Origin of the sequence: Variovorax monticola, assembly GCF_051216855.1 — a bacterium.
Lineage (GTDB): Bacteria > Pseudomonadota > Gammaproteobacteria > Burkholderiales > Burkholderiaceae_C > Variovorax.
Genome location: NZ_JBPJZP010000001.1, coordinates 402,737 through 428,194 on the forward strand (window position 1 = coordinate 402,737; position 25,458 = coordinate 428,194).

27 protein-coding genes are annotated in these 25,458 nt (G+C 68.4%); 16 read left to right on the plus strand and 11 right to left on the minus strand.

Annotation, left to right across the window (positions count from 1 at the left end):
- Positions 1–17 precede the first annotated feature (17 nt).
- The 7 genes from ACSFA5_RS01740 to ACSFA5_RS01770 all read left to right on the plus strand — a co-directional run bounded on the left by ACSFA5_RS01740 (position 18) and on the right by ACSFA5_RS01770 (position 6,257).
- Positions 18–1,172 carry an oxidoreductase gene (locus tag ACSFA5_RS01740; RefSeq protein ID WP_435442279.1) on the plus strand — a complete coding sequence of 385 codons (1,155 nt, stop codon included), beginning with the start codon at positions 18–20 and terminating at the stop codon, positions 1,170–1,172.
- Positions 1,169–2,059: an SMP-30/gluconolactonase/LRE family protein gene (locus ACSFA5_RS01745; protein ID WP_435442280.1), complete on the plus strand. Its 891-nt coding sequence runs from the start codon at positions 1,169–1,171 to the stop codon at positions 2,057–2,059. The genes ACSFA5_RS01740 and ACSFA5_RS01745 overlap by 4 nt, the downstream gene beginning before the upstream one ends.
- Positions 2,060–2,130: 71 nt before the next feature.
- Positions 2,131–2,841, plus strand: a complete 711-nt coding sequence (locus ACSFA5_RS01750) for an ABC transporter ATP-binding protein (protein WP_435442979.1) — start codon at positions 2,131–2,133, stop codon at positions 2,839–2,841.
- A complete protein-coding gene (locus ACSFA5_RS01755; protein WP_435442281.1) occupies positions 2,834–3,550 on the plus strand; it encodes an ABC transporter ATP-binding protein in 717 nt (238 codons plus the stop codon). Before ACSFA5_RS01750 ends, ACSFA5_RS01755 begins: the two co-directional genes overlap by 8 nt.
- A 46-nt stretch (positions 3,551–3,596) precedes the next feature.
- Positions 3,597–4,481 carry a branched-chain amino acid ABC transporter permease gene (locus tag ACSFA5_RS01760; protein ID WP_435442282.1) on the plus strand — a complete coding sequence of 295 codons (885 nt, stop codon included), beginning with the start codon at positions 3,597–3,599 and terminating at the stop codon, positions 4,479–4,481.
- A gap of 22 nt (positions 4,482–4,503) precedes the next feature.
- Entirely contained in the window at positions 4,504–5,466 is a 963-nt protein-coding gene (locus ACSFA5_RS01765; RefSeq protein ID WP_435442283.1) for a branched-chain amino acid ABC transporter permease, read from the plus strand.
- A 17-nt stretch (positions 5,467–5,483) separates the two neighbouring features.
- Positions 5,484–6,257 (plus strand): SDR family NAD(P)-dependent oxidoreductase, encoded by a 774-nt coding sequence (locus tag ACSFA5_RS01770; protein ID WP_435442284.1) that lies wholly within the window; start codon positions 5,484–5,486, stop codon positions 6,255–6,257.
- Positions 6,258–6,301: 44 nt separating this feature from the next.
- On the opposite strand, the gene ACSFA5_RS01775 is transcribed toward ACSFA5_RS01770, so the two are convergent.
- From ACSFA5_RS01775 to ACSFA5_RS01810, 8 genes are read right to left on the minus strand one after another with little or no spacing between them, the layout of a single operon-like run.
- Positions 6,302–7,069, minus strand: coding sequence for an enoyl-CoA hydratase/isomerase family protein (locus ACSFA5_RS01775; RefSeq protein WP_435442285.1), 768 nt, complete (start codon positions 7,067–7,069; stop codon positions 6,302–6,304).
- A 40-nt stretch (positions 7,070–7,109) separates the two neighbouring features.
- Positions 7,110–7,760: an SDR family oxidoreductase gene (locus ACSFA5_RS01780; RefSeq protein ID WP_435442286.1), complete on the minus strand. Its 651-nt coding sequence runs from the start codon at positions 7,758–7,760 to the stop codon at positions 7,110–7,112.
- Positions 7,761–7,795: 35 nt separating this feature from the next.
- A complete protein-coding gene (locus tag ACSFA5_RS01785) occupies positions 7,796–8,551 on the minus strand; it encodes an SDR family NAD(P)-dependent oxidoreductase (RefSeq protein WP_435442287.1) in 756 nt (251 codons plus the stop codon).
- Positions 8,552–8,553: 2 nt separating this feature from the next.
- Positions 8,554–9,555: a Bug family tripartite tricarboxylate transporter substrate binding protein gene (locus tag ACSFA5_RS01790; RefSeq protein WP_435442288.1), complete on the minus strand. Its 1,002-nt coding sequence runs from the start codon at positions 9,553–9,555 to the stop codon at positions 8,554–8,556.
- Positions 9,556–9,614: 59 nt separating this feature from the next.
- Positions 9,615–10,604 (minus strand): Bug family tripartite tricarboxylate transporter substrate binding protein, encoded by a 990-nt coding sequence (locus tag ACSFA5_RS01795; protein ID WP_435442289.1) that lies wholly within the window; start codon positions 10,602–10,604, stop codon positions 9,615–9,617.
- Entirely contained in the window at positions 10,601–12,220 is a 1,620-nt protein-coding gene (locus ACSFA5_RS01800; protein ID WP_435442290.1) for an AMP-binding protein, read from the minus strand. Before ACSFA5_RS01800 ends, ACSFA5_RS01795 begins: the two co-directional genes overlap by 4 nt.
- Positions 12,217–13,410 (minus strand): acyl-CoA dehydrogenase family protein, encoded by a 1,194-nt coding sequence (locus ACSFA5_RS01805; protein ID WP_435442291.1) that lies wholly within the window; start codon positions 13,408–13,410, stop codon positions 12,217–12,219. The genes ACSFA5_RS01800 and ACSFA5_RS01805 overlap by 4 nt, the downstream gene beginning before the upstream one ends.
- A 3-nt stretch (positions 13,411–13,413) precedes the next feature.
- Positions 13,414–14,604: an acyl-CoA dehydrogenase family protein gene (locus ACSFA5_RS01810; RefSeq protein ID WP_435442292.1), complete on the minus strand. Its 1,191-nt coding sequence runs from the start codon at positions 14,602–14,604 to the stop codon at positions 13,414–13,416.
- 218 nt (positions 14,605–14,822) lie between these two features.
- Here ACSFA5_RS01810 and ACSFA5_RS01815 point away from each other — a divergent pair, with 218 nt between their 5' ends.
- From ACSFA5_RS01815 to ACSFA5_RS01855, 9 genes are all read left to right on the plus strand, one after another.
- The gene (locus tag ACSFA5_RS01815; RefSeq protein WP_435442293.1) at positions 14,823–15,557 is read left to right on the plus strand and encodes a TetR/AcrR family transcriptional regulator; all 735 of its coding nucleotides are present in this window, start codon (positions 14,823–14,825) and stop codon (positions 15,555–15,557) included.
- Positions 15,558–15,626: 69 nt separating this feature from the next.
- The gene (locus tag ACSFA5_RS01820) at positions 15,627–16,652 is read left to right on the plus strand and encodes an amidohydrolase family protein (protein ID WP_435442294.1); all 1,026 of its coding nucleotides are present in this window, start codon (positions 15,627–15,629) and stop codon (positions 16,650–16,652) included.
- A gap of 158 nt (positions 16,653–16,810) precedes the next feature.
- The gene (gene mdcA / locus ACSFA5_RS01825; protein ID WP_435442295.1) at positions 16,811–18,457 is read left to right on the plus strand and encodes a malonate decarboxylase subunit alpha; all 1,647 of its coding nucleotides are present in this window, start codon (positions 16,811–16,813) and stop codon (positions 18,455–18,457) included.
- A gap of 12 nt (positions 18,458–18,469) precedes the next feature.
- Entirely contained in the window at positions 18,470–18,787 is a 318-nt protein-coding gene (gene mdcC / locus ACSFA5_RS01830; protein WP_435442296.1) for a malonate decarboxylase acyl carrier protein, read from the plus strand.
- Positions 18,784–19,713 carry a biotin-independent malonate decarboxylase subunit beta gene (locus ACSFA5_RS01835; protein ID WP_435442297.1) on the plus strand — a complete coding sequence of 310 codons (930 nt, stop codon included), beginning with the start codon at positions 18,784–18,786 and terminating at the stop codon, positions 19,711–19,713. Before mdcC ends, ACSFA5_RS01835 begins: the two co-directional genes overlap by 4 nt.
- The gene (gene mdcE, locus ACSFA5_RS01840; RefSeq protein WP_435442298.1) at positions 19,700–20,437 is read left to right on the plus strand and encodes a biotin-independent malonate decarboxylase subunit gamma; all 738 of its coding nucleotides are present in this window, start codon (positions 19,700–19,702) and stop codon (positions 20,435–20,437) included. The genes ACSFA5_RS01835 and mdcE overlap by 14 nt, the downstream gene beginning before the upstream one ends.
- Positions 20,412–21,098 carry a malonate decarboxylase holo-[acyl-carrier-protein] synthase gene (gene mdcG, locus ACSFA5_RS01845; protein ID WP_435442299.1) on the plus strand — a complete coding sequence of 229 codons (687 nt, stop codon included), beginning with the start codon at positions 20,412–20,414 and terminating at the stop codon, positions 21,096–21,098. Before mdcE ends, mdcG begins: the two co-directional genes overlap by 26 nt.
- Positions 21,095–21,949, plus strand: coding sequence for a triphosphoribosyl-dephospho-CoA synthase MdcB (gene mdcB / locus ACSFA5_RS01850; RefSeq protein ID WP_435442300.1), 855 nt, complete (start codon positions 21,095–21,097; stop codon positions 21,947–21,949). The genes mdcG and mdcB overlap by 4 nt, the downstream gene beginning before the upstream one ends.
- Before the next feature lie 37 nt (positions 21,950–21,986).
- Positions 21,987–22,925, plus strand: a complete 939-nt coding sequence (locus ACSFA5_RS01855) for an ACP S-malonyltransferase (protein ID WP_435442301.1) — start codon at positions 21,987–21,989, stop codon at positions 22,923–22,925.
- A gap of 29 nt (positions 22,926–22,954) precedes the next feature.
- On the opposite strand, the gene ACSFA5_RS01860 is transcribed toward ACSFA5_RS01855, so the two are convergent.
- From ACSFA5_RS01860 to ACSFA5_RS01870, 3 genes are all read right to left on the minus strand, one after another.
- On the minus strand, positions 22,955–24,157 hold the full coding sequence (locus ACSFA5_RS01860; RefSeq protein WP_435442302.1) for a carboxylesterase family protein: 1,203 nt from the start codon (positions 24,155–24,157) through the stop codon (positions 22,955–22,957).
- Between the two features lie 148 nt (positions 24,158–24,305).
- Positions 24,306–25,223 carry a LysR family transcriptional regulator gene (locus ACSFA5_RS01865; RefSeq protein WP_435442303.1) on the minus strand — a complete coding sequence of 306 codons (918 nt, stop codon included), beginning with the start codon at positions 25,221–25,223 and terminating at the stop codon, positions 24,306–24,308.
- Positions 25,204–25,449 carry a type 2 periplasmic-binding domain-containing protein gene (locus tag ACSFA5_RS01870; protein WP_435442304.1) on the minus strand — a complete coding sequence of 82 codons (246 nt, stop codon included), beginning with the start codon at positions 25,447–25,449 and terminating at the stop codon, positions 25,204–25,206. Before ACSFA5_RS01870 ends, ACSFA5_RS01865 begins: the two co-directional genes overlap by 20 nt.
- Positions 25,450–25,458: the final 9 nt, after the last annotated feature.

The following is a 25,458-nucleotide window of genomic DNA, read 5'->3' on the forward strand; positions in this document are numbered from 1 at the left end:
GCCGCGCCGCACCCGCCATGGCACAACTCTTCACTCCCTGCACGTTGCGCGGCATGCGTGCGCGCAACCGGGTGGTCATTCCGCCGATGCAGCAGTCCAGTGGCGTGGACGGCATGGCCACGGACTGGCACCTGGCCCATCTCGCACGTTTCGCGATGGGCGGCGCCGGCATCGTGTTCGTCGAGTCCACCGCCGTGGAAGCGCGTGGACGCAACAACCATGGGGACATCGGCCTGTGGAACGACGAACAGATCGGCCCCTTGGCGCGCATCGCCGACGTACTGCGCCAAGGCGGCGCGGTGCCCGCGATCCAGCTCGGCCACACCGGCCGCAAGGCCAGCACGCAGAAGTGGTGGAACGGGAACGGGCCTCTGACCGCGGCCGATGCCGCGCTCGGTGAGCCGCCCTGGCAAGCGATAGGCCCCAGCCCGTTGCGCGTTGGCCCTGCCTGGCCCACGCCGCAGGCCCCCGACACGGACGAGGTCGAAGCGCTGGTACGAAGCTGGGCCGACGCCGCGCGGCGCGCACGGGAGGCCGGCTTCGAAGCGCTGGAGGTACACGGCGCTCACGGTTACCTGATCCATCAATTTCTATCGCCCGTCGCCAACCAGCGCACGGACCGCTTCGGGCTGGACCGCCAGCGGTTCGCGCTCGAAGTCGCCGAGGCCGTTCGCCGCGAGTGGCCCGACGACCGTCCGCTTTTCTGGCGGGTGTCCCTGGCGGACGTGGTCGACGGCGGACTGGAATTCGAGGACATGGTCGACCTGCTGCGCGGCTTGAAGGATCGCGGCGTCGACGTGGTCGACTGCTCCTCCGGCGGCGGAATCTCGAGCTACCCCACCCAGGGCCGCTCGGTGTCCGACAGCCTGACGTTCCGCGCGGAACTGGCGGGCCGGCTTCGATCGGCCACGGGCCTTCAGGTCATGGGCGTCGGCCTGGTGATCGATCCCCGCACGGCGGAGGGCTATCTCCAGGCGCAACAGGCCGACCTGATCGCCGTGGGCCGTGAAGCCCTCTACAACCCCAACTGGGCGCTGCATGCCGAAGCGGCCCTGGGCCAGAACCAGGACTACGCCACGTGGCCCCAGCCCTACCGCGTGCACCTGTCGCGCCGCGCAGCGGCGGCCAATGCACTTCGCAATGCAGAAATGGCAAGGAGCACCACCTCATGAACGAGACATCTCCCCGCATCGAGATCCTGGGCGCCCATCGCGATCGCCTGGGGGAATGCCCTTTGTGGGATCCCCGCGAGCAGGCGCTGTACTGGATCGATTCGAAGGCACGCAAGGTGCACCGCCTGCGTGGCGACGCACGCGTCGAGTGGGCCGCGACCAGCGACATCGGCTCGATCGCGCTGACGAAGCGTGGACGCCTGGTGTTGTCGCTCGAAGACGGATTCCACCTCCTGGACCTGGGCAGCGGCGCGACGCGCCGCCTCGCCGAAGTGCAGCACAAGGGGCCTTCGATGCGGATGAACGACGGCCGCACCGACCGCCAGGGCCGCTTTGTGGCCGGCTCCATGGTCATGGGACGCCACGACCGCGACGGCGCCTATTACCGCCTCGAACGCGACGGCAGCGCGACAGTGCTTTTCGATGGCATCGCGCTTGCCAACGCCACCTGTTTCAGCCCCGACGGCCGCACGCTGTATCACGCCGACAGCTTCAGCGACGAAGTGAGCGCGGTGGACTACGACCCGGCGACCGGCGCCACAGGTCCGCGCCGGGCGCTGTTCAACACGCGGTCCCATGGATCGGCGCCCGACGGCACCACGGTCGACGCGGACGGCAACCTCTGGGTGGCCCTGGTTCAGGCGGGAAAGGTCGGCTGCTTCACGCCCGAAGGACAGCTGCTGCGCCTGGTCGACGTTCCCACGCCCTTTCCCACCTGCCCCTGCTTCGGTGGGCCTGCGCTGGATGTGCTGTATGTCACCAGCATCAGCAACAGCGGCAACCTCATGAGAAGCGAGCACCCCGATGCGGGCGCCGTCTTCGCCATCCACGGCCTGGGCGTGCATGGCCTGCCCGAAGTGCTGTTCGACGACGAAGGAATCACGTGACCACCACCACCGGCCCCGGCCCTGCAGTCGTCGACGTGATCCTGCGCACCGACGGACTGAGCAAGCAGTTCATGGGCTTCCACGCGGTGCGCAACGTCTCGCTGGCGATCAGGCGCCACAGCATTCATGCGCTGATCGGCCCCAACGGGGCCGGCAAGACCACCTGCTTCAACCTGCTGACCAGGTCCATTCCCGCGAGCGCGGGCCGCATCCACTACAACGGCCGCGACATCACATGCAGCGATCCGGCCGGCGTGGCGGCCAGCGGCATGGTCCGCTCGTTCCAGATCTCGGCCGTGTTCGGACACATGAGCGTGCTGGACAACGTCCGCGTGGCGCTGCAGCGCCGGGCCGGCGGCACCTTCGCCTTCTGGCGCAGCGACAAGGTCCTGGACCGCCACACGCCGCGCGCGAGGGACCTGCTCGCTTCGGTGAACCTGGAACGCTACGAGCGCGAGGCGGCGGCCGATCTGTCCTACGGCCGCAAGCGCGCGCTCGAGCTGGCGACCACGCTGGCCCTGGAGCCCGAAATGATTCTGCTCGACGAGCCGATGGCGGGCCTGGGCCACGAGGACATCGGCCCGGTCACGCGCCTCATTGCCGAAGTGGCGCGGCAGCGCACGGTCCTGATGGTCGAACACAACATGAAGGTCGTGGCCGAACTGTGCGACCGCATCACGGTTCTGCAAGCCGGCGAAGTTCTGGCCGAAGGCAGCTACGAGCAGGTGTCCGCGGACCCCCGCGTGCGGGAAGCCTATGTCGGGGGAGGCGCGCATGCCTGAGAACGACAACCGGCCCTGCCTGGAAATTCGCGGCCTCACCGGCCACTACGGCGAGACGCAGGCGCTGCACGGCATCGACTTCGTGGTGCATCCCGGCGAAGTGGTCTGCCTGCTCGGGCGCAACGGTGCCGGCAAGACCACGACGCTTCGCGCCGTCGTGGGGCTGCTCGCGAAGCGCCAGGGCCACATCGCGGTGAATGGCCGTTCCACGGCCGGCATGGCACCCGAAGACATCGCCCGCCTGGGCGTTGCCTACTGCCCCGAGGAGCGCGGCATCTTCGCAAGCCTGGATGTGGAAGAGAACCTGCTGCTGCCACCCGTGCTGATGCCCGGCGGCATGACGGTGGACGAGGTCTACGCGCTCTTCCCCAACCTGAAGCTGCGCCGCCGCAGCCCGGGCACGCGGCTGTCCGGCGGTGAGCAGCAAATGCTCGCGATCGGCCGCATCCTGCGCACCGGCGCCAAGCTGCTGCTGCTCGATGAATGCACCGAGGGCCTGGCGCCGGTGATCATCGACAAAATCGGCGAGGCCATTGCCGCGCTGCGCCAGCGCGGCTTCACGGTCCTCATGGTGGAGCAGAACTTTCGCTTCGCCTCGGGCGTCGGCGACAGGTTCTACGTGGTCGAGGAAGGCCGCGTGATCGAGCACTTCGACCGCCAGGCCATTGCAAACGACCGCGCGCGCATCGAGGCCCTGCTGGGCGTCTGAGCGCCGGCCATCGACGAAAAAGAACGAATTCCTGGAGACAACGACGATGCCCGACACCTTGTTCGGATACCCCATGGCCGCCATTTCAGGGCAGCTGCTGGTCGGCATGATCAACGGCTCGCTCTATGCGCTCATGAGCCTGGGCCTGGCCATCATCTTCGGCCTGCTGCGCGTGGTGAACTTCGCGCACGGCGCACAGTACATGCTCGGCGCATTCGTGGCGTGGGGGATGCTGGAGTACCTGGGCCTCAACTATTGGTGGGCGCTGGTGCTGGCGCCGCTGCTCGTGGGTCTTTCAGGCATCGCGCTGGAGCGCTTGCTGCTGCGCAGGCTCTACCACCTCGATCACGTCTACGCACTGCTGCTGACCTTCGGCTTCGCGATGATCCTCGAAGGGAGCTTCCGCTACAAGTTCGGCGCCACGGGCCAGCCCTACCCCAACCCCATCGCGGGCGGGCTGGACACCGAGATGGCCTTTTTCCCCTGGTACCGGATCTGGGTGATCGCGGCCTCGCTGGGCGTCTGCCTTGTCACCTGGTTCGTGATCGAACGCACCAAGCTCGGCTCGTACCTGCGTGCCGCCACGGAAAACCCGAACCTCGTGCGCACCTTCGGTGTCCGGGTTCCGCGCATGCTGATGCTGACCTACGGGTTGGGCGTGGCGCTGGCCGGGCTGAGCGGCGTGATGGCCGCGCCCATCTACCAGGTCAATCCGCTCATGGGCTCGCAACTCATCATCGTGGTGTTTGCCGTCGTGGTGATCGGTGGCATGGGCTCCATCGTGGGCGCCATCGTGGCGGGCTTCGCGCTCGGGGTGATCGAAGGCATCACCAAGGTGGTCTACCCGGACGGTGCCGGCATGGTCGTGTTCGTGATCATGCTGCTCACGCTGGCGGTGCGCCCCAACGGGCTCTTCGGCAGCACCAGATGACAAATTCTCAGGAGAATCTCCCATGACGGAAACCTCGTCCCGACTCGTGCGCCATCGGTGCCTGCTTCTGGCGGTCGGCGCCCTCATCCTGCTGGCGGCTCCTTGGGTGGCCTACCCGATTTTTCTCATGAAGCTGCTGTGCTTTGCGCTGCTGGCCGCTTCGCTGAACCTTCTCGTGGGCTATGTCGGACTGCTCTCGTTCGGCCACGCCATGTTCTTCGGCTCGGCGGCCTATGGCGCGGCGCATGCCGTGAAGGTCTGGGGCCTCGACCCGGCGTTGGGCGTCCTGTTCGGCGTGGCCGTGGCCGCGTCGATCGGTGCCATCACCGGCTTGCTGGCCATTCGCCGTGCGGGCATCGCCTTCTCGATGATCACGCTGGCCAGCGCACAGCTGGTGTATTTCATCGCGCTGCGCGCGCCTTTCACGGGCGGCGAGGACGGCATCCAGAGCGTGCCGCGCGGCCACCTGCTCGGGGTCGTCGACCTCTCGAACAACATGACGCTCTACTACGTCGTCATGCTGACGGTGGTCGCGGCCTTCTGGCTGGTCTGGCGCATCGTCCATTCGCCTTTCGGCCAGGTGCTCACGGCCATCCGGGACAACGAGCCGCGGGCCATCTCGCTGGGCTACCGCGTGAACCGCTACAAGCTGCTGGCATTCACGCTGTCCGCGGCGCTGGCCGGCCTGGCCGGCGGCATGAAGAGCATCGTGTTCCAGATCGCGACGCTCACCGACGTGAGCTGGGTCACCTCCGGCGAGGCCTTGCTGATGGGCATCGTGGGCGGGCTGCAGACCCTTCTGGGGCCCGTGGCCGGCGCCATCGTGGTGGTCACCATGGCCAACTCGCTGTCGTCCATCGCCGAGGCCGTGCTGATCGTGCAGGGCGTGGTCTTCGTGCTGGTGGTGATGCTGTTCCGCCGCGGCATCGTCGGCGAAATCAATGCGTTCCTGGCGCGGCGCACGGGCCGCAACACCGCACCTTGAGAACCGGAAACACCGCCATGAACATTCTTTCAAGCAACGAACGGCTCCTCGAAGGCCGCCTGGCACTGGTCACCGGCGCCGCCGCCGGCATCGGTCGGGCCATCGCACTGCACTACGCCCAGGCCGGCGCGCGCGTGGTGATGGTCGACCTGCGGGCCGACGACTGTGTCGCCACGGCGCGCAGCATCCATGACGCGGGCGGCCAGGCATGGTCCTTTGCGCTCGACATCACCGACGTGCCTGCGTGCGCGGCCCTGGCCGAACGCGTCGGCCGCGAGATCGGGCCGGTCGACACGCTGGTCAACAACGCCGGCATCCTGATCCGCTCAGGCATCGATTCGCCCGAGGTGCACAGCAAGCTGCGCAAGGTTTTCGACGTCAACGTGATGGGCGGCTTCAATGTGCTGCACGCGTTCCTGCCGGCATTGCGCCAGACGCGCGGCAACGTGATCAACATCGCCTCGGGTGCCGCCTTCATTGCGCAGGGCGGCTGCATCGGCTACTCGAGCTCCAAGGGCGCGGTGAAGATGCTCACGCAGAGCATGGCCGTGGACCTGGGGCCAGACGGAATCCGTGTCAACGCCATCGCCCCGGGCGTGATCGAAACGGCGATGACAGATGCGACCCGCGCAGACCCGCAAAGGCTAGAAGGCTTTCTGCACCGCACGCCGCAAGGCCGGATGGGGTTGCCCGACGAGATCGCCGCACCCGCGGTGTTCCTGGCCTCCTCGATGGCCAGCTACATCAACGGCGTGACACTGCCCGTGGACGGCGGCATGCTGGCCAACTAGGGCCGCAACCGGGGCCGCGGCAAGCGCGGCCCCGTGCCTTGTCCTCAGCGCCCCTGGAACACAGGCGGGCGCTTCTCGGCGAAGGCGCGCATCGCCTCGCGCGAATCCTCGGTCTGGCCCAGTTCGGCGGTCATGTTCTGCTCGAAGCGATAGCCGTCGCGCAGCGTCATGTTCTCGATGGTGGCGGCCGAATTCTTGGCCGTGCGGCTGGCGACCGGGCTCTTGGCGGCGATGCGCGTGGCCATCTCCATCGCGGTGGCCATCAGGTTCTCGAGCGGCACGCAGGCTTCGACGATGCCGCGGCGATAGAGCTCCGCGCCACTGATGCGGTCGCCCGTGAGCATCATGCGGCGTGTCAGCGAATGGCCGCAGACGCGCATGGCGTGCCGGCCACCGCCCATCAGGCCCACGTCGACCTCGGGCAGGCCCAGCGAAGCGTTTTCGGAACACATCAGGATGTCGCAGGACACTGCGATGCCCAGGCCGGCGCCCAGCGCCGGTCCGTTGATGGCCGCGATCACCGGCTTCTTGCACTCGATGATGGAATAGCTCAGTTCGCGCGCGCGGCGCGAATGGGCCCAGCGCTCGCCCGGCTCGAAGGTCTTGTTGGCGCGGCCCTTGATGTCGGCGCCGGCACAGAAGATCTTTCCGGCGCCGGTCAGCACCACCACGCGCACGTCGTCGCGGTCGCTCATCTGGTCGAAGGCCGCGATCATCTCGTCCATGAGGCCGGCGGACACCGCGTTCACGGGCGGCGCGTCGATGGTGATCACGGCGACGAAGTTCTCAACGTCAAGTTTCAGGTACTGCATGGGGTCTCCTTGGGTTTGTCGGGCAGTGGTCTATCGAATTTCAGGAAGGGGTGGCGTGCGGCCTGCGCGCCTCGCTCAGCCGCATGGATGCGAGGCCGTCGATGACGAGGCACTGGCCGGTGATGCCGTTGTTCGGCGCGGCCAGCATGCTGACGGCATGGGCCACGGCCTCGCGGTTGCGCGGCGTGTCCTGGCGCTCGGCCGTGAACTCGCTGGCCACCAGGTTCACGCACAGGCCCTCGGGCTGCAGCTCCAGGGCCATGGAGCGTGTCATGCCCACCAGGCCGGCACTTGCGGCCATCTGGTGGACACCGCCCCAGGCACCCTGGTGGCCGCGCGAGCCGACGTGCACGATCTGCGCGCCCTTGCGCAGGTGCGGCAACACGGCTTGCGCGGTGCGGACGACGACCAGCAACTGGGCGTCGAGCGCGGCCGCGAAGCTGGCGTCGTCGATGTCGTCGAACAGAAGGTTCGAGCGTGTGGCGGGTGTGAGCGTCACGAGCGCATCGAGCGACGGCGTGGCGGCCAGTGCGGCCAGTGCGGCCTGAAGCGCCGATTCATCGCCGCTGGCAACCGCCTGCACGTCGAAGCCGTCACGCTCGAGACGCCGCAGGATCGCCTCGGCAAGCGCCTCCTGGGCGCCGACGAGCAGCAGCCTGCTGCCTTGGGTATCGGTAGATGTAGACGACATGGAAGTGAGGAATTGGGACCTTGAAGCGGCGGCGATCACAGCGGCGGCATGCCCACGCTCTTGCCGCCGTCGACAAAGAGCACCTGGCCATTGCATTGCGCCGCATGCGCGGAGGCCAGGAACGACACCGCGTCCGCGATGGTGCGGGGACTGGCCGCGGCGCCCGCAGGCTCGCGCTGTTCGAGTGCACGGCGCATCTCGGGTGTGTAGCCCTCGAGCATGCGGGTGTCGACCATGCCGGGCGCGACGGCATTGACCGTGATGCCGCGCCAGCGCAGCTCGATGGCCATGGCGCGCACCATGCCCACCACGGCGGCCTTGCTGGCCACATAGTGCGCGGCGCCCGCGCCCCCCAGGTACCCACGGGAGGCGATCTGCACCACACGACCGCCCGACGGCATGCGGCGCACGGCCTCCTGCGCGACGATGAAGCTTCCCAGCAGGTTCACGCCCATCATGTGCCGAAGGCGCTCGGCGTCGAGCTCGCGAAACGGGATCATGGCCGAAGCCACGCCGGCGTTGTTCACCACGACTTCGACCGATGGCAGCCCGGCAAACAGCGCCTTGACGGCCGCGCGATCCTGCACGTCGAGTGGCGCCGCCTGCACGGCCAGGCCCTCGGCGCGCAGGCGCTCGGCCTGGGCCTGCACCACTTCGCCGTCGCGGTCTGTCGCCACCACCCGAAGGCCGTCGCGCGCAAGCTGTTCGGCGATCGCCAGGCCGATGCCTCGCGCGGCACCCGTGACCACTGCGCAGCGTGTTTCAGCAGAAGATGAGTTCGCGGCGTCCATGGTCATTCCAGCACGATGTTCGCCTTGCGCATAACCTCGCTCCACTTGCTGCGTTCCGCGGCCACACGGCGGCCCAGTTCCTCGGGCGTGCTGCCGACCGGAACGACGCCCACGGCGGCGATGCGGTCGTGCACCGAGGGCGTGGCCAGCGCTTCGTTGATCAGCTTGCTCAGACGCTCGACGATGAGCTTCGGCGTGCCGCTGCGCATGGCGATGTAGTTGATCGCGGTCATGTCGTAGCCCGCAAGGGTGGCGGCGATGGGTGGGATGTTCTCAGGGATTCCGGGCAAGCGAACAGCCGAAGACATGCCGATGGCACGCAGTCTTCCCGCCTTGACCTGGGGCAGCGCCGCCGCACTGCTGACGAAGGTGACATGCACCTGGCTGCCCATCACGCCCGACAGCGCCGGGCCTTCACCGGTGAAGGGAACCATGGTCATGTCGGTGCCGGCCAGCAGGTTGAAATACGCACCCATCAGCTGCCCCTGCCCGCCGATGCCTGCAGTGGCGTAGTTGATGGTCCCGGGCTTGGCCTTGGCCGCCGCCACGAGGTCCGCCACGGAGTGAATGTCCAGCTTCGGGTCGACGACCAGAAGATAGGTTGCCGCCACGGTCTGGCTCACAGGTGCGAAATCGGCGACCGGGTCGTACCGCACCGACTTGGGCGCGAGGTACTGCGCCGCGGGGGTGCACCACACGATGGTGTAGCCGTCCGCCGGCTGCTGCAGGGCGTAGCCCACGCCCACCGTGCCTGCGCCACCGGGCTTGTTGTCGACCACCACGGGCTGGCCCAGCTTCTCGGCGAGAGCGGCCGAGAGGATGCGGGCCACCGCGTCTGAGCCGCCGCCCGGAGGAAAAGGAACGATGAGGCGCACGGGACGGGTGGGCCACGAGGCTTCGGGGCCCGAGGCCCAGGCTGCGCCAGGCAGGGCGATGCAGGCCAGCGCAACGGCCAGCGCGTCGCGGCGGCGAAGCCTCTGGCACTGAGTGAAAGTAGGGGTCATCTTGTCTCGTTGTCTTGTGGTGATCGTTGCCCGCGCAAGGTGGCTGCGGCGCTTCTTTTCTACTGCAGCACGATGCCTGCGCGCTGGAGCGTTTCCTGAACGCGCTTGCGTTCTGCTGCGATACGGCGGCCAAGCACCTCCGGCGTGCTGCCCATGGGCGAGACGCCCAGGCCCAGCACCCGCTCGCGCACTGCGGGGGTCGCCAGCACGGCCTGGAGGGCCTGGCTCATCTTGTCGACGATGGCTTGCGGTGTCCCGGCGCGCGCAGCCATGTAGTTGATGGCCACCAGGTCGAAGCCGGGCACGCTGCTCGCGACCGCGGGGATGTCCGCCGGCACGCCCTCCATCGGCAAAGCGGCCGAGACACCCAGCGCGCGCATGCGACCGGATGTCACCTGGGGCAGCGCGCCGGCACCGCTGATGAAGGCCATCTGCACGTCGCCGCGCATCAGCGCCACCACGGCGGGGCCTTCGCCAGTGAAGGGAATCGGCGTCAACTCGCTGCCGGTGGCAAGGCCGAAAGATGCAGCCATGAAGTGGCCGAAGGTGCCCGTGCCAGCCGTGCCGTAGTTGACACTGCCCGGCTTGGCGCGCGCGGCGTCGACCAGTTCGCGCACGGTGTGCCAGGGTTGCTGGTTGCCGACGACGAGCAGGTAGGAGGCCGACACCAGCATGCTCACCGGCACCAGGTCCTTGACAGGGTCGTAGCGCACGCTGCCGGGGGGCATGATCTGCGCCGAGGGCGTACACCAGATGAAGGTGTAGCCGTCGGCGTGCGCTTGCAGCCCGACCGCCACGCCCATCGTGCCCGCAGCGCCCGCGCGGTTGTCCACGATCACCGGTTGGCCCAGCTTCTCGCTCAAGGCCTGGGCCACGATGCGCCCGACCGTGTCGGAGCCGCCGCCCGGCGCCGCGGGCACGATGAGGCGGATGGGCTTGCTGGGCCACGCATCCTGCGCCGCGCCGGCAAGCGACACGGACAACCAGCCCGCGCCAAGCACGCCTCCCAAGAGGGCTGCGCGAATGGCCTTGAGCAACGTGCGCCTCATGGTGCCGCCAACAACTTTTCCGCCAACGCCCGCGCGGCGCGGTAGTCGCCCTTCCCGCTGTCGGCGCGTGGCAAGTCCTCCACCACCAGGAAGTGCTTGGGCATCTTGTAGCCCGCCAGATGCGGCGCAAGGCCTGAACGCATGGCCTGTGCGTCGACGGATGCGCCACGTGCACGCAGCAAGGCGACGATCACATTGCCCCAGCGCTCGTCGGGCACGCCCACCACCAGCACGTCGTCCACACCCGGCAGGCGCTTCAGGGCCTCTTCGACCTCTTCCACGTAGATCTTCTCCCCACCGGAGTTGATGACCAGGCTGCCCCGGCCCAGCAATTGCATGGAGCCATCCGCGTGGCGGCGAACGCGGTCGCCCGGCAAGGCGTAGCGTGCGCCATTGATGGTGCGGAACACCTCGGCGGTCTTCTTCGGGTCGCCGAAGTAGCCCTCGGGCAGCGGTTCGCCGCGCCCAAGCCAACCCTCGCCCTCCTGGCCTGCGGGCACGATGCGGCCGTCGTCCCCCACCATCACCGTGTGCGGGCCCGGCTCGAAACGGCCCGTGGGCGTGGCTCGGTCCCTGGTGGTGATGGCATACCCCAGGCCTGCGGCTTCCGAGGCGCCGTAGATGTCGGCAAGCACCACCGAGGGCAGGTGACGCAACAAGCCGGCCTTGATCTCTTCGCTCCACATCAGGCCCGCCGAGCTGATGACCTTGAGCGAGGACAGGTCGTAGCGACCGGGCTGCTCGTCCAGCGCGGCCAGCATCGGGCGGGCGAACACGTCGCCCACGATCAGGGTCCGCGTGGCGCGCTCGCGCTGCGCCAACTGCCACAGCTCATGCGGATCGAAACTGCGATGCGCCAGCAGCAAGGCAGTGCCGCCATTGAGCAACTCGGCCAGCGTGCTGCTGATGCCCGCGCCGTGCATGAGCGGACAGGCGGGCAGCACGCGTCCCGGTGCGGCGTTGCCGGCCACCATATCGAGATGCTCGCGCAAGTCGGCGGGGCGTCGCTGCACCAGCGGCGATTCGAGTTGGCACGCACGGTAGTGGTTGCCGGGCCAGATCACGCCCTTGGGCCGGCCCGTGGTGCCGCCGGTGTACAGCAGGAGCGGATCACGCTCGTCGCGCGGCAGCGTCAGGGGGCTGGCATCACCCACCGCCGCCATGGCCTGGAAGCTGGCCGTGGCTTCGCCCTGCCCCTCGCCATCGAGGCAGATGCGCGAGCGCAGCGACGGCATCCGCGCCGCAAGAAGGGCGACCAGCGGCGCGAACTCTTGCTGGTACAGCAACGCCGTCGCGCCGGCGTCCTCGAGAACGCCGGCCACCTCGTCGACGGTGTACCGGTAGTTGAGGTTGACATGGATCAGGCGAGACTTGAGGCAGGCGACGAAGCCCTCGATGTAGCCCGGGTGGTTGCGCGAGAGAAAGCCCACGCGTTCGCCCGCTTCGTGGCCGGCCGCGAGCAAGGCGCGCGCAACGCGATTGCTGCGTGCGTCGAGTTCGCCCCAGCTCACCGTCTTGTCGCCCTGCACGATGGCCGCACGGTCGAAGGGCACACACGCTGCGACACCATCGAAGATGTCCGCCAGATTCCAGCCGGGCGCAGCGACGGCGCTCATGCGCTCAGCTCCGCGCGGACGGAAACTGCCGGCGTCTCGCGCGCGGCCGGGGCCGCCGCATCCGTCAAGGCGATGAAGCGGTCACGCTGGAAGTCGGCGTTGCCGTAGGCCGTGTCGATCATGGTCAATCGCTTGAGGTAGTGGCTCACCGCGAGTTCGTCGCTGGTTCCCACGCCGCCATGCAGTTGCACCGCCTGGTAGCCTACGTAGAGACCGCATTGCCCCACCCGTGCCTTGGCGGCAGCAATCGCTCGCTGGCGTTCGGCCGGGGGTGCTTCCAGCCCGTCCAACGCCAGTTGCAGCATGGAGCGCGACTCTTCGCAGGCAATGCTCATGTCGACCATGCGGTGCTGCAAGGCCTGGAAGCTGCCGATCGTGGTGCCGAACTGCTTGCGTACCTTGAGGTAGTCGAGCGTCATTTCGCTGACCGCGTCCATCGCACCGCAGGCTTCGGCCAGGCGCGCCGCGATCGCGTGGTCGACGGCGTATTCCAGCAGTGCGAGCCCTTCGTGCAGCGGCCCCAGCAGCGCAGACGCAGGCAGCTCCACGCCGTCGAGCTGAAGCTGGCCGATGTGCTGATGGTCGGGAGTGCGAAAGTCGGTTCGCCGCAGGCCCGACGCATTCGCAGGCACGAGGAACAGCGAGAGGCCCGAATTCGCACTGCCCTCGGCGTGCGCGGTTCGCGCAGGCACGATGAACCAATGCGCCGTGCTGGCGTCGGGAACCCATGACTTGGCGCCGCTCAGGCGAAAGCCGTTGCCCGCCGACACAGCGCGCGTCGTCACGCTGTCCAGACGGAAGCGGCCGCCGGCCTCGGCCAGCGCGGTGGCGATGCGCACGCTGCCGTCCGCGATGCCCTCGAACAGCTTGCACTGTTCGGCCGTCCCCGCGCGTGCCAACAGGCGCACTGCCAGCACGCAGGTGCTCACGAAGGGCTCGCGCAGCAGGCCGCGCCCCAGCCCCTCGGCCACGATCATGGTCTCGGCGGCTGAAGCGCCGAAGCCACCATGCGCCTCGGGAATGGCCAGCGCGAGCCAGCCCATGTCTGCCATGCGGCGCCAGTTCTCATCGTCGCAGGCGGTGCCCGCAGCGGTGAGCTTGCGCCATTGTTCGAAGCGTCCGTATTCGCGCACGAAGCGGTCCACGCCGTCGGCCAGCATCTGTTGCTCGGGGGTGTAGTGGGAGTGCATCTCTTAAAGACCCAGTGCGCGTCGCGCGATGATGTTTCGCTGTATCTCGTTCGAGCCGCCGTAGATGCTGGTCACCCGGCTGTGCAGGTAGGCCGTCATTGGCCCCGATCGGTCCAGGGGAACCGTGCCTGGCGCATCGCCCGCCGCGGCAAAGAGGGTGGCGTCATAGCCCAGGGTCTCGACCCACAGCTCTGTCGCGCGCTGCAGCAGCTCGGACCAGCGCAGCTTGAGCATGGAGCCACGCGGCCCCGTTTCCACACCTGCAACGTTGTCTGCGAGCATGCGCAGGCCCATCTGTTCGATGGCCTGCACTTCGATTTCCAGCTGCGCGAGCTTGGCGCGGAACACAGCGTTCGCGTACAGACAGCCATCCCCATCGGGCGTGCGGCGGGCCAGTTCCCGCACTTGGTCCAGCTGCCTGGCGAGCCGAACGCCCAGGGTCGCCGTCAAGGCGCGCTCGCGGTCCAGCAGCACCTTGCCATAGCTCCAGCCGCGACCCTCTTCGCCGAGCAACTGGCCGACCGGCACCCGCGCTTCGTCCAGGAAGACTTCCGACACATGCGCCTGCTCGTCGAGCGTATGGAAGGGCCGCACGGTGATGCCGGGCGTGTCCATGTCGATCAGCAACAGCGAGATGCCATCTTGCTTGCGCGACTCGTCGCTGGTGCGCACCAGGCAGAACATCCGGTTGGCGGTATGGGCATAGCTGGTCCAGAGCTTCTGGCCGGTGACCACGTAGTGATCCCCGTCGCGCACGGCGCGGGTGCGCAACCCGGCGAGGTCGGAGCCGGCTTGCGGCTCCGAGTACCCCTGGCACCACCAGTCTTCGCCCGACAGGATGCGCGGCAGGTAGCGCGCCTTCTGCTCTGCGGTGCCATAGGTGAAGATGATCGGGCCGATGAGTTCCAGGCCCTGATGGAACTGAGGCGGTGCGTCGGCGGCCGCGGTCTCCTGCTCGAAGATGTGAATCTGCACCGGCGACCAGCCCGTGCCACCATGTTCGCGCGGCCATGTCGGCGCCCCCCAGCCCTGCCGGAACAGGGCGTCCTGCCATTCGCGAAACCCTGCCGGCGTGGCGCGCATGCCCGAACGCACGCGCTTGCGCAGCGCATCGGGCACGCTCTGTTCACAGAAGCGACGGACCTCCTGCCGAAATGCGCGGTCGTCTTCGCTTTGATCCAGTCTCATCGTCATTTACCTGTCGATCGGTTAGCACATTGCATAGAATTCACGTTCTTCGCTTCGCGGCAAAATTAACTGCCGTCGACATGTTTTACCTGCCGACCGGTTAATAGTACCGCCAAAATCCAACGGCACACAAGCGTCATGCCTCGTGGATAACCCGGGCAAGCCGCTGACCAGCTACTGAGCCGAGTTACCCTCGCAGGCTCTGTCCTCACGAAAGCAATGTCATGGCACCCCGCGCAAGTCCAGCCAAAACACCATCGGAGTCCTTGCTGAACCACGGCAGCCGCGAAGATCAATTACTGAGCATCGCGCGCCATCTGTTCGCAAACAGAGGCTTCCACGCCACATCGCTTCGCGACATCGCCGAAGAAGCAAAGATCACAAAGGCCGCGCTGTACTACCACTTCCCGAACAAGGACGAGTTGTACGAGCGGGTGGTGATCCGGTCGCTGGATGCCCTGGTCCAGATGGTCGCTGCCGATGTCGCGCGAGCCAGCACGCCCACAGAGCGCGTCCGTGCATTCATGCGGTCTTCAGCGCACTTCCTCGACGAGCATCGGGAAGATTGGCTGGCAGGCGCCAATGCGTTCAGAGAGGCGGGGCAAATCGAGCGCAGGGGCGTGGCCCTCCATCTGCGGGATTCCTACGAGAAACTGCTGCGCCGCTGTGTCGCCGAAGGAATCGAGACGGGCGAGTTCCGCGAGATGGACCCGGCCATGACGACGCGCTTTCTGTTGTCCGGGCTGAACTACGTGACCCGTTGGCATTCGCCTCAGGGCAAGATGAGCGTGAAGGAAGTGATGAGTGAATTTGTCGACATGTCGCTGCTGGGCATGACATCGCGCGAACCCCTCACGCAGCGGCCCGCCGCAGGGCAGGCACCGCAAGCGGGAACGCCATCGGCTCCTCCCAAGCCTGCGGCCAAACGTGCTCGCAAGAAGGCGGTCCCAGCGCGCTGATCGTGGAGGTCGCGCGCTTTTTTTTGCACTCGAAAACTACCTGTCGACAAGTAATAAAAGAGGGATCCGATGCATCGAGCGCATGCGGGCATTGCCACCCCGAGGGCCGAATGGTTGGCGTTGCACCGCGAGGACATCATCGATCCGGAGCTCCCCATCGTGGATGCGCACCATCATCTGTGGGTGCTGCCGACGTCGACGTATCTCCATGCGGAACTGACGCAAGACCTTCGGAGTGGCCACAACATCCGCTCCACGGTCTTCGTCGACTGCCATTCGCACTACCGGACGGATGGCCTCGACGCATTGCGGCCTGTCGGCGAAACGGCTTTCGCGGCGGCGCAAGCCGACGCCAGCGCAAAGATCGACGGGAACACCCGATGCTGCGCCGCCATTGTGGGCTGGGTCGACTTGTCGCTCGGTGATCTGCTGAGTTCAGTTCTTCAGGCGCACGTCGAGGCCGGAAAGGGCCGGTTTCGTGGCGTGCGCGCGCGTCCGACCTGGCATGCAGACCCTGCGGTACACCCGGCCGGCGCCGGCCGAGAAGGAGTCCTTCGTGATGCCTTGGTGCAGCAAGGCGTACGCCGTCTGGGCGCCATGGGGTTGTCGCTCGATCTTTGGGTCTATCACACCCAGCTCGGCGATGTGGTCTCGCTCGCGGCGAATTGCCCCGACACGCTCATGGTGCTCAACCATTGTGGCGGTCCATTGGGCATCGGACCCCTGGCCAACCAGGGCGCGGAAGTGTTCGATGACTGGCTTGTGCAGCTCCGCGCGCTTGCACGGCTTCCCAATGTGCGAATCAAGCTTGGAGGACTGGCCATGCCGCGCATGGGCTTCGGTTTGGACCGACTCGCGCGCCCGGCGGACTCTGCAACGCTCGCAAGCCTGTGGAGGCCTTGCTTCGAGGCCTGCATCGAAGCGTTCGGGGCTGACCGCTGCATGTTCGAGAGCAACTTCCCTGTCGACAAGACCGGTTGCAGCTACGCCGTCCTCTGGAATGCCTTCAAGCGCGCCACAGTGACATGCAATGCCTCTGAGCGGAGTCGCCTTTTCAGCGGCACGGCTGCGCTGACGTATTCCATAGACCCTTGACTGCTCGCAACCCTCTGTGAATCGTTTCGCGCAGCGTAAGGATCCCACGCGGTCCTTAATTGATCCCAGGAGTCCGGGCGGGTAACTTCGATTCCCAGACACGGCGCCCTTTCTCCCCCTCTTGTGTTCCGGGCGCCGTCATCGGGAAAGCAAAGTCCATGACCACCTGGGACACCGCGCAACGCGCACGCAACGCACGGCTGCAAGCCGGCGCGCCTTTTGCCAAAGGCAAGCACGTCGCGGCCAGCGATGCCACTGCTTTGCTGGAGGCCGTGCTCCAGCCGGGCGACCGCGTCTGCCTGGAAGGCGACAACCAGAAACAGGCCGAGCTGCTGGCCGCCGCGCTGGCGGCCGTCGACAGCGCCAAGGTGCACGACCTGCACATGGTGCAGTCGGGCGTGGTGCTGCCCGAGCACCTGGACGTGTTCGAGCGCGGCATTGCCAAGCGGCTGGACTACGCCTACTCGGGCCCGCAGTCCCGGCGCATCGCCAAAATGCTGTTCGGCGGAAAGATCCAGCTCGGCGCGGTGCACACCTACCTGGAGCTGTTCGCGCGCTACTTCATCGACCTCACGCCGCAGGTGGCGCTGATCGCGGCCGTGAGCGCGGACCGCGAAGGCAACCTCTACACCGGGCCCAACACCGAAGACACGCCCACCGTGGTGGAAGCGACGGCGTTCAAGGACGGCGTGGTCATCGCGCAGGTCAACGAGATCGTCGACAAGCTGCCGCGCATCGACATTCCGGCCGACTGGGTGCACTTCGTGGTCGAGAGCGGCAAGCCTTTCTACGTGGAGCCGCTGTTCACCCGAGACCCCGCTGCCATCACCGAGACGCAGATCCTCACCGCCATGCTGGCGATCAAGGGCATCTACGCGCCCTACGGTGTCAAGCGCCTGAACCACGGCATCGGCTTCAACACGGCGGCCATCGAGCTTTTGCTGCCGACCTACGGCGAGCGCCTGGGCCTGAAGGGCAAGGTGGCCAGCCACTGGGCGCTCAACCCGCACCCGACCCTGATTCCGGCCATCGAATCGGGCTGGGTGGCGCAGATCCACAGCTTCGGCTCGGAGGTGGGCATGGACGACTACATCCGCGCGCGCCCCAACATCTACTTCACCGGGCCCGACGGGTCGCTGCGATCGAACCGCGCGTTCTGCCAGACGGCGGGGCTCTATGCCTGCGACATGTTCATCGGCTCCACGCTGCAGATCGACCTGCAGGGCAACTCCTCGACTGTCACCACCGACCGCGTGGCGGGCTTCGGCGGCGCACCCAACATGGGAAGCGACGCGCGCGGCCGGCGCCACCCCAGCGCCCCCTGGCTGCAGGCCGGCAAGGAGGCCGACCCCGACAGCCCGCCGGCGCTGCGCCGCGGCCGCAAGCTGGTGGTGCAGATCGGCGAGACCTTCGGCGACAAGAACGCGCCGCTCTTCGTGGAGCACCTCGACGCCCTGCGCCTGGCAGAGAAGCTGAGCCTGGACCTGGCACCGGTGATGGTCTACGGCGACGACGTGACCCACATCGTGACCGAGGAAGGCATTGCCAACCTGCTGCTGTGCCGCAGCCGCGACGAGCGCGAGCAGGCCATCCGCGGGGTTGCCGGCTACACCGAGATCGGCCGCCGACGCGACGCGAAGATGGTGCAGCGCCTGCGCGAGCGCGGGGTCATCCGCCGCCCCGAAGACCTCGGTATCGACCCGATGGACGCCGACCGCCGCATGCTCGCGGCGCGCTCCATCAAGGACCTGGTGAAGTGGTCCGGCGGCCTGTACGCGCCGCCCTCCAGGTTCAGAAACTGGTAAGGAAACACAGCGATGGAACAACTCAATTTTCGACATGCCGCGCGCCAGCGCGCCGCGGGGTCCCGGTCCCAGGCCATCGTGGGCGTGGTCGCCTCCGGCAACCTGGAAGTGCTGGTGGAGCGGCTGCTTCCCGACAGCGAATGCGAAGTCGACATCCGCACCGCGGCCGAGGGCTTCGGCGAGGTCTGGCAGGCCGTGGTCCAGGATTTCGTCGAACGCCGTTCGCCGGGCGGGCTGAGGCTGTCGGTGAACGACGGCGGTGCCCGCCCCGACACCGTCGCGCTTCGGCTGGCACAGGCGGTGCGCGCCGTGGAAGGAGACCCGTCATGAGCGCCCTGGTGCACAACGACGACCAGCGGGTTGCGGCCAGTTGGTACGAAGCGTCCGCGCGCCAACGCCTGGACGGCCTGCTCGACGCGGGCAGCTTCGAGGAATTCATCGGCCCCGAACTGCGCGAGACCAGCCCGCACCTGCCGCTGTTCGACCTGCCGCAACAGTTCGACGACGGCATGGTCGTCGGCCGCGGCCGACTCGACGGCGCGCCGGTGCTGGTGGCCGCGCAGGAAGGCCGCTTCATGGGCGGTGCCTTCGGCGAAGTGCACGGCGCCAAGCTCACCGGCCTGCTGCGCGCCGCGCGCGACATCGGCACGGTGCCGGTGCTGATCCTGTTCGACACCGGCGGTGTGCGCCTGCAAGAAGCCAACGCGGGCGAACTCGCGATCGCGGAAATCATCCGGGCCCTGCTGGATGCGCGCCTGGCCGGCGTGCCGGTGGTGGGCCTGGTCGGCGGGCGCGCCGGCTGCTATGGCGGCGGCGGCCTGATCGCGGGATGCTGCTCGGCGCTGGCCGTCTCCGAGCAGGGCCGCATCAGTGTGTCCGGCCCGGAAGTCATCGAGACCAACCGCGGTGTCGAAGAGTTCGATGCCAGGGACCGGGCGCTGGTGTGGCGCACCATGGGCGGCAAGCACAGGCGCCTGATCGGCGGCGCGGAACGCTTCGTGGACGACACCATGGCCAGCTTTCGCGAGGCGACAGGCGCGCTCGCCAGGGGCGCCACGGCGCTGAGTCTCGCCACGCTCGTGGCGGAACAAGCCCGCCTGGAGCGGCGCATCGAGCGATTCGGCGCGAGCGCCGACGCGCTGGACGTCTGGCAGGCGCTGGGCGCGCCCGAGCCCGCGGCCATTCCGGGCATGCCCTTCGAGGAATTCGTCGCACTGGCCCACCAACTGGAGGCACCCCACCATGACGCTCGCTGAAATCCTGGCCTCGCTCTTTCCAGAGGGCCACGACGTGGTGCTCGAGGGCGGCCTTCTGTCGGGCACGGGCCGGCGCGCCGACGGCACCGACATCGCGGTCGTCGGCGTCGACGGCCGGGCTGCCATCGGCATCGACGAGGCGGCATGGCTCGCGCGCAAGGTGCTCGACACCCTGGAAGCGGGCGGCACCACACCCATCCTGGTGCTGATCGACAGCGACAGCCAGCGCATGAGCAAGCGCGACGAGATGCTGGGGCTGAGCGAATACCTGGCGCACCTGGCCAAGTGCCTGAACCTTGCGGACGCGCGCGGCCATGCGACCGTCGGCCTGCTCTACGGTCACACCGCGGCGGGCGCTTTCATCGCCACCGCGCTGTCCACCCGCACGCTGGTGGCGCTGCCGGGCGCGGAGCCGATGGTGATGGACCTGCCGTCCATGGCGCGCGTGACCAAGCTGCCCCTGGAGGTGCTGCAGGAAAAAGCCAGGTCCACGCCGGTCTTCGCGCCGGGGCTGGACAACCTGATGCAGACCGGCGCCGTGGCTTCGATGCTGGACCCGCAACGTCCGCTCGCCGGCCAGCTCGACGAAGTGCTGCAAGGCCTGGCCGCGCAGGCGACCGACGCGTCTGACCTGCGCGATGCCCTCGGCCAGGAACGCAACGGCCGCCCCAAGGCGGCGGAGATCGCAAGGCGCGTGTATGAACTTGCCCGCCCTGCCCCCTGACGCGCGCTGGCCGCGGCACCAGCTGGTGCGGGTCGATCCGCACCCCTGGGCCGCGCTGCTGGGGTCGCGCGAAGATCTGGCGGGCGAGCCCTTGTTGGAAGGCTGGGCGCAGCGCGGCTGGCCGCTCATCGTGCGGCGCCGCATGCCCGGCGAAGCCGGCTGGCCGCCGTCATGGCTGGCGGTCGGGCTGCCCCTGCCCCCCAGTGCCGGCAAGCGGCGCATCGCATTGAAGCTGCAGATGGCGGACGTCGCATCGACCGCGCCCCTTCCCGGCCTGCGCGATGTCGTCTCGTCGGCGCCGCTGGCCTGGCAGCCGACCCTGCAAGCGCTCCTGGCCGCTGCCGGCCGCCACGAGGTGCACACCCGTGTCTTCGGCAGCCTGGCGTGGCAATGGCTGACCGGCCTTCCCTATCTCGGCCACGGCTCGGACATCGACCTCACGTGGACGCTGCCCCGCCGGGCGCGCATCGACGGCTTTCTGGCGGAGCTTGCCGCCATCGAATCGGCAGCACCGATGCGGCTTGACGGCGAACTGGTGCGCCCGGACGGCGCGGGGGTCAACTGGCGCGAGCTGCACGCCGGCGCCGACGAGCTGCTGCTCAAGACCACCGGCGATCCGGCCTTGTGTTCGCGCAACGCATTCGACGAGGCTTGCCCATGAAAGCCACAGTCGCCGGACACATCCCGTCGCCTGCGCAGAACATCGCGGCACTGGCCGCGCACAGCCTGCGCCTGGAGGTGCGGACCTGGCCCAAGCCGGGCCTCGTGAGCCATGTCGACACCGGCAGCCACACGGACATGGACGCCGGCACTTTCGAGCGCAGCGCGTCGGCCCTGCGGCCTTTCTTCGCCGAACTCTTCGAGGCCGGCGCGCGAAACCACGACATGCCGGCCCTGCGCAAGATCGGCCTGCGCGCCGAATGCGCCATGGTGGGCGCGACGGGCGGCGTGAACACCCATCGCGGGGCCATCTTCGGCATGGGCCTGCTGTGCGCGGCGGCCGGCCTGCGCGACAGCGGCGGTGTCGGTGCGCGCATGTCGCTGGGCGACACCGTGTCGCGGCGCTGGGGGACGGACATTCTGGGCGGCCCGCGGCCCAGCGACAGCCACGGCGAAGCCGCCAAGCGGCGCTACGGCGCGGGCGGCGCCAGGCAGGAAGCCGCACAGGGGTTTGCCAGCGTCTACGACATCGGCCTGCCGGCCTTGCGCCTGGGCGCACGCCTGGCGCCTGACGATGCGCAAGCGGCAAGGGTGCAGTGCTGCTTCGCGTTGATCGCCGTGCTGGAAGACACCAACCTGCTGCATCGCGGCGGGCCGGCCGGCCTGCGCTTCGCGCAACGCAGCGCGCAAGCCTTTCTGGCCGCGGGCGGTGTCGGGCAACCGGGCTGGCGCCAGGCTGCCGAGCAGGTTCATCGCGCCTTCGTGGCACGCCGGCTCAGCCCGGGTGGCGCGGCGGACCTGCTGGCCATGAGCGTCTTCGCGATGGCGCTGGAACCGGGGGCGGGCGCGTGATCTCGATCATCCTGCTCTGCGAACCTCGCCCTGCGCCATGACGCTCGCCATCCTGTGCCCCGGGCAAGGCGGCCAGCACGCCGACATGTTCGCGTTGACGGGCGAGGCCGCCGAGGCCGCCGGGCTCTTCACACATGCCACCGCCCTGCTCGGCCACGACCCGCGCTCCTGGGTGCGCGACGCCGGCCCCGAGGCGCTTCATGCGAACCGGCCGGCGCAACTGCTCTGCACGCTGCAGGCGCTGGGCGCGGCCGCCGCGCTGAAAGACGCCTTGCCGCCGCGCTGCAGCATCGCCGGCTACAGCGTGGGTGAAGTGGGCGCGTGGCACCTCGCGGGCCTGATCGACGGCCACGACACGCTGAACCTCGCCGCCGCGCGCGCCGACGCCATGGATGCCGCGCGCCAGGGGGAGCAAGGCCTGCTGTTCGTGCGGGGGCTGGACCGGGCCGGCATCGACCGGCTGTGCGCGCACCGAGAAGCCGCCGTGGCCATCGTCAACCCCGGCCACGCCTGGGTGCTGGGCGGCCTGCGTGACGCGCTCACAGCCATCGCGCCGGAGGCCCTGGCGCAGGGCGCGGCGCGGGCAGTGCCCGTCGACGTGAAGGTGGCTTCGCACACACGCTGGATGGCGCAGGCCACGGACGCGTTCAGGCGGGTGCTGGCCGGCGCCCGCATCGCATACGCGCCGCGTCCCGGCGCGCGTCTGTTCAGCGGCATCGACGGCGAGATGGTGCTGAACGCAGCGCAAGGCGCCGAAAAGCTCGCCCTGCAGATCTCGCACCCTGTCCAGTGGGCCGCCTGCCTGGAAGCCTGCATCGAAGCCGGCACCACCGCCTTCTTCGAACTCGGCCCGGGGCGCGCACTCAGCGAGATGGTCGCCGGCGCATACCCGGGCGTGGAAGCGCGCAGCCTCGACGATTTCAAGACCCTGCAGGGTGCGCGCGACTGGCTCCTGCGTGCCGGGTCACGCGAATAGAAGCCGGCCCGCAACGGCCGAACGCCCCGTCAGGGCAGCAGCTTCACCGGTTCGCCGGCCGCCTGCAGGCCCTCGTCGTTGCCGCGCGCGAAGTCCGCCCAGATGCGGCGCATCCGCTGGCCGAGGGGTTCGATGTCGTCCCAGCTCGCGCCGGCCAGCGCGGGCGCCGCGTGCCACGCATCGGCGCTGCCGAGCAAAAACGGCAGATCGATGCAATGGCAGGCGCCCAGGCCGGTGCCCGGTGACTGCCAGTCGAAACGGAAGAGTGAGGCACGCTTGCCCGGGGCGCTCATGTCGCGCGCCAGGCTTCGGGCGCCGCCTTCGAACAGCCCATTCATTTCGCGGGTGGCGTCCGCATGGCGTGTCTCGGTGCCCGGCGCCGGCGCGACGTGCGCCTGCAGCAGCACGAAAGGCAAGGCATCGTCCTTGCACCATCCCGCGGCGATGTCGACGGCCGATCCGATCGGTGCGTCCGGCGAAATCGGCGCCCACACGGCCAGCTGGTTCAGCGTGGCGGCCAGCCGGCCCTGGGCCGCGAGGATGGCGTCGACGCCCGCGCTTCGGGGGTTCTGCCCGAGTTCGGCGATGAACATCCGCGAGATCCTGTCGCCCTCGGCACGCGTGCGCGCCATGCCGTTGGCCCCGCTGTGCAGGATGGCGCGGTGAAACAGGCTCCCGCCGTGGCCCCATGCCAGCATCGCGACGATCGAGAAGCCGCCCGCGGACTGGCCGAAGACCGTCACGTTCTGCGGGTCGCCGCCGAAGTCCGCGATGTGCGCCTGGATCCATGTCAGCGCGGCCACCTGGTCGGCCATTGCGAGGCTGGGCCCGGTGTCCGAAGGAAACTGCAGGTAGCCGAAAACGCCGAGCCGGTAGCTCAGCGAGACCACGACCACGCCCTGCTCCGCGGCCAGCTTGTCGCCGTCGTGCCAGGGCAGCTCGCCGCCGCCGGTCACGAAACCGCCGCCGTGGATGAAGACCATCACCGGCCTCCTGCCTGCAGTGCCAGAGGTGCCTGCGGTGCCCGGCGTGAACACCGACAGCACATGGCAATGCTCGTCCTGCGCCATGGGCGCGAGCGGGCCCTGCACGATCTCGAGGCGCGATGGCGCCTGCGGACAGATCGGGCCGCGCGCCGCGTGGCGCACGCCGTCCCACGGTTGCACCTCGGGTTGTGCGAAACGGTCTGCCTTCGCATACCGGATGTTGCGGAAGATGTCGACGTGGGTCATGGGACGTGTCCTTGAAGTGTTGGGGGAAAACCGATCCAGAACACCCACTTTGCCGGCCCATTGCCACGCAATCAATCAAGCACTGCCGGGGAAAGTTAGCCTCGGCCTAACGGACCGGGATCGGGACCGGGATCGGGACCGGCGGCCCTCAGGCCATCTCGCCCTTGTGGGTGCGGCACACCGCCAGCAGGGCGAGCAGGTTGGGGTCGCGCTCGCGCGTTCGCAGGAAGGCGAGCCCCAGCGCCTGGCGCATCAGGTACTTGGGCTGCAGCGCAATCAGCTGCACCGTCTGCGAGAACACGTCGCGCACCACGCGCCCCGGCAGCAGCGTGCAGCCGATGCCGCCGCTCACCAGGTTCATCAGCGAGAAGATGTCGCCGGTCTGCATCACCACGTTGGGCGTGAAGCCGGCGATGCGAAACGCCTCCACGAAGCCGTTGTAGGTGGCGAAGCCTTCCTTCAGGCTCACGAACTTCTCGTCGGCGCAGGTGCTCAGGTCGATGCTCGCCTGGCCTGCGTAGCGCGAACCCGCGGGGGCTGCGAAGTGGATGTCGTCTTCGAACAGCGGCTCCGACACCACGTCGGCCTCGCCCTCGGGCTGCGCCATCAGGGCCGCGTCGATAGAGCCTTCGCGCAGCTTGTGCAGCAGCTCGGCGTTGGAGCCCAGCACCAGTTCGGTCTGCAACTCTGGCTTGCGCATCTTCATGCCGATCAGCGCCGCCGGCACCGCACGGATGGTCAGCGAATAGAGGGAGCCGATGCGGATGCGGTCCGCCGAATAACCGGCCAGCTCGCGGGTGGCGCGCACGCCTTCGGACATCGTGCGCAGCACCTCGCGCGCCACGTCGGCCAGCGCATGCGCAGCGTCGGTCGGATGCAGGTTGCGGCCTTCGTGGCGGAACAGCGCGCAGCGCACCCCGGACTCCAGCGAATGCAGGGCCCGGTGCACGCTGACGGTGCTCACGTCCAGGCGCTCGGCCGCGCGCGCGAGGTTGCCCGTTTCCATGAACGCGATCAGCGTCTCGAGCTTGCGGAAGGTGATCTCTTCATCGATGCGGATTGGCATGATCGGTCCAGGATGTCGTGCAGGCTCGTAGTGTGCGCGCCGGCACACCGCCATTCGGGTCGCGCTCCCGTGTGCGAAGAAAGGCCAGCACCAGGGTCCGGTGCATCCGGTAGCAAGGCTGAAGCGGAATCAGCCGCACGTTCTGAGGGAACACGCCGGCTTCCATCGACGCGAGCAGTGTCTCCAGCTTTCTGGAGGTGATTTCTTCATCGACACGGGTGTGCATGCGAGCCCC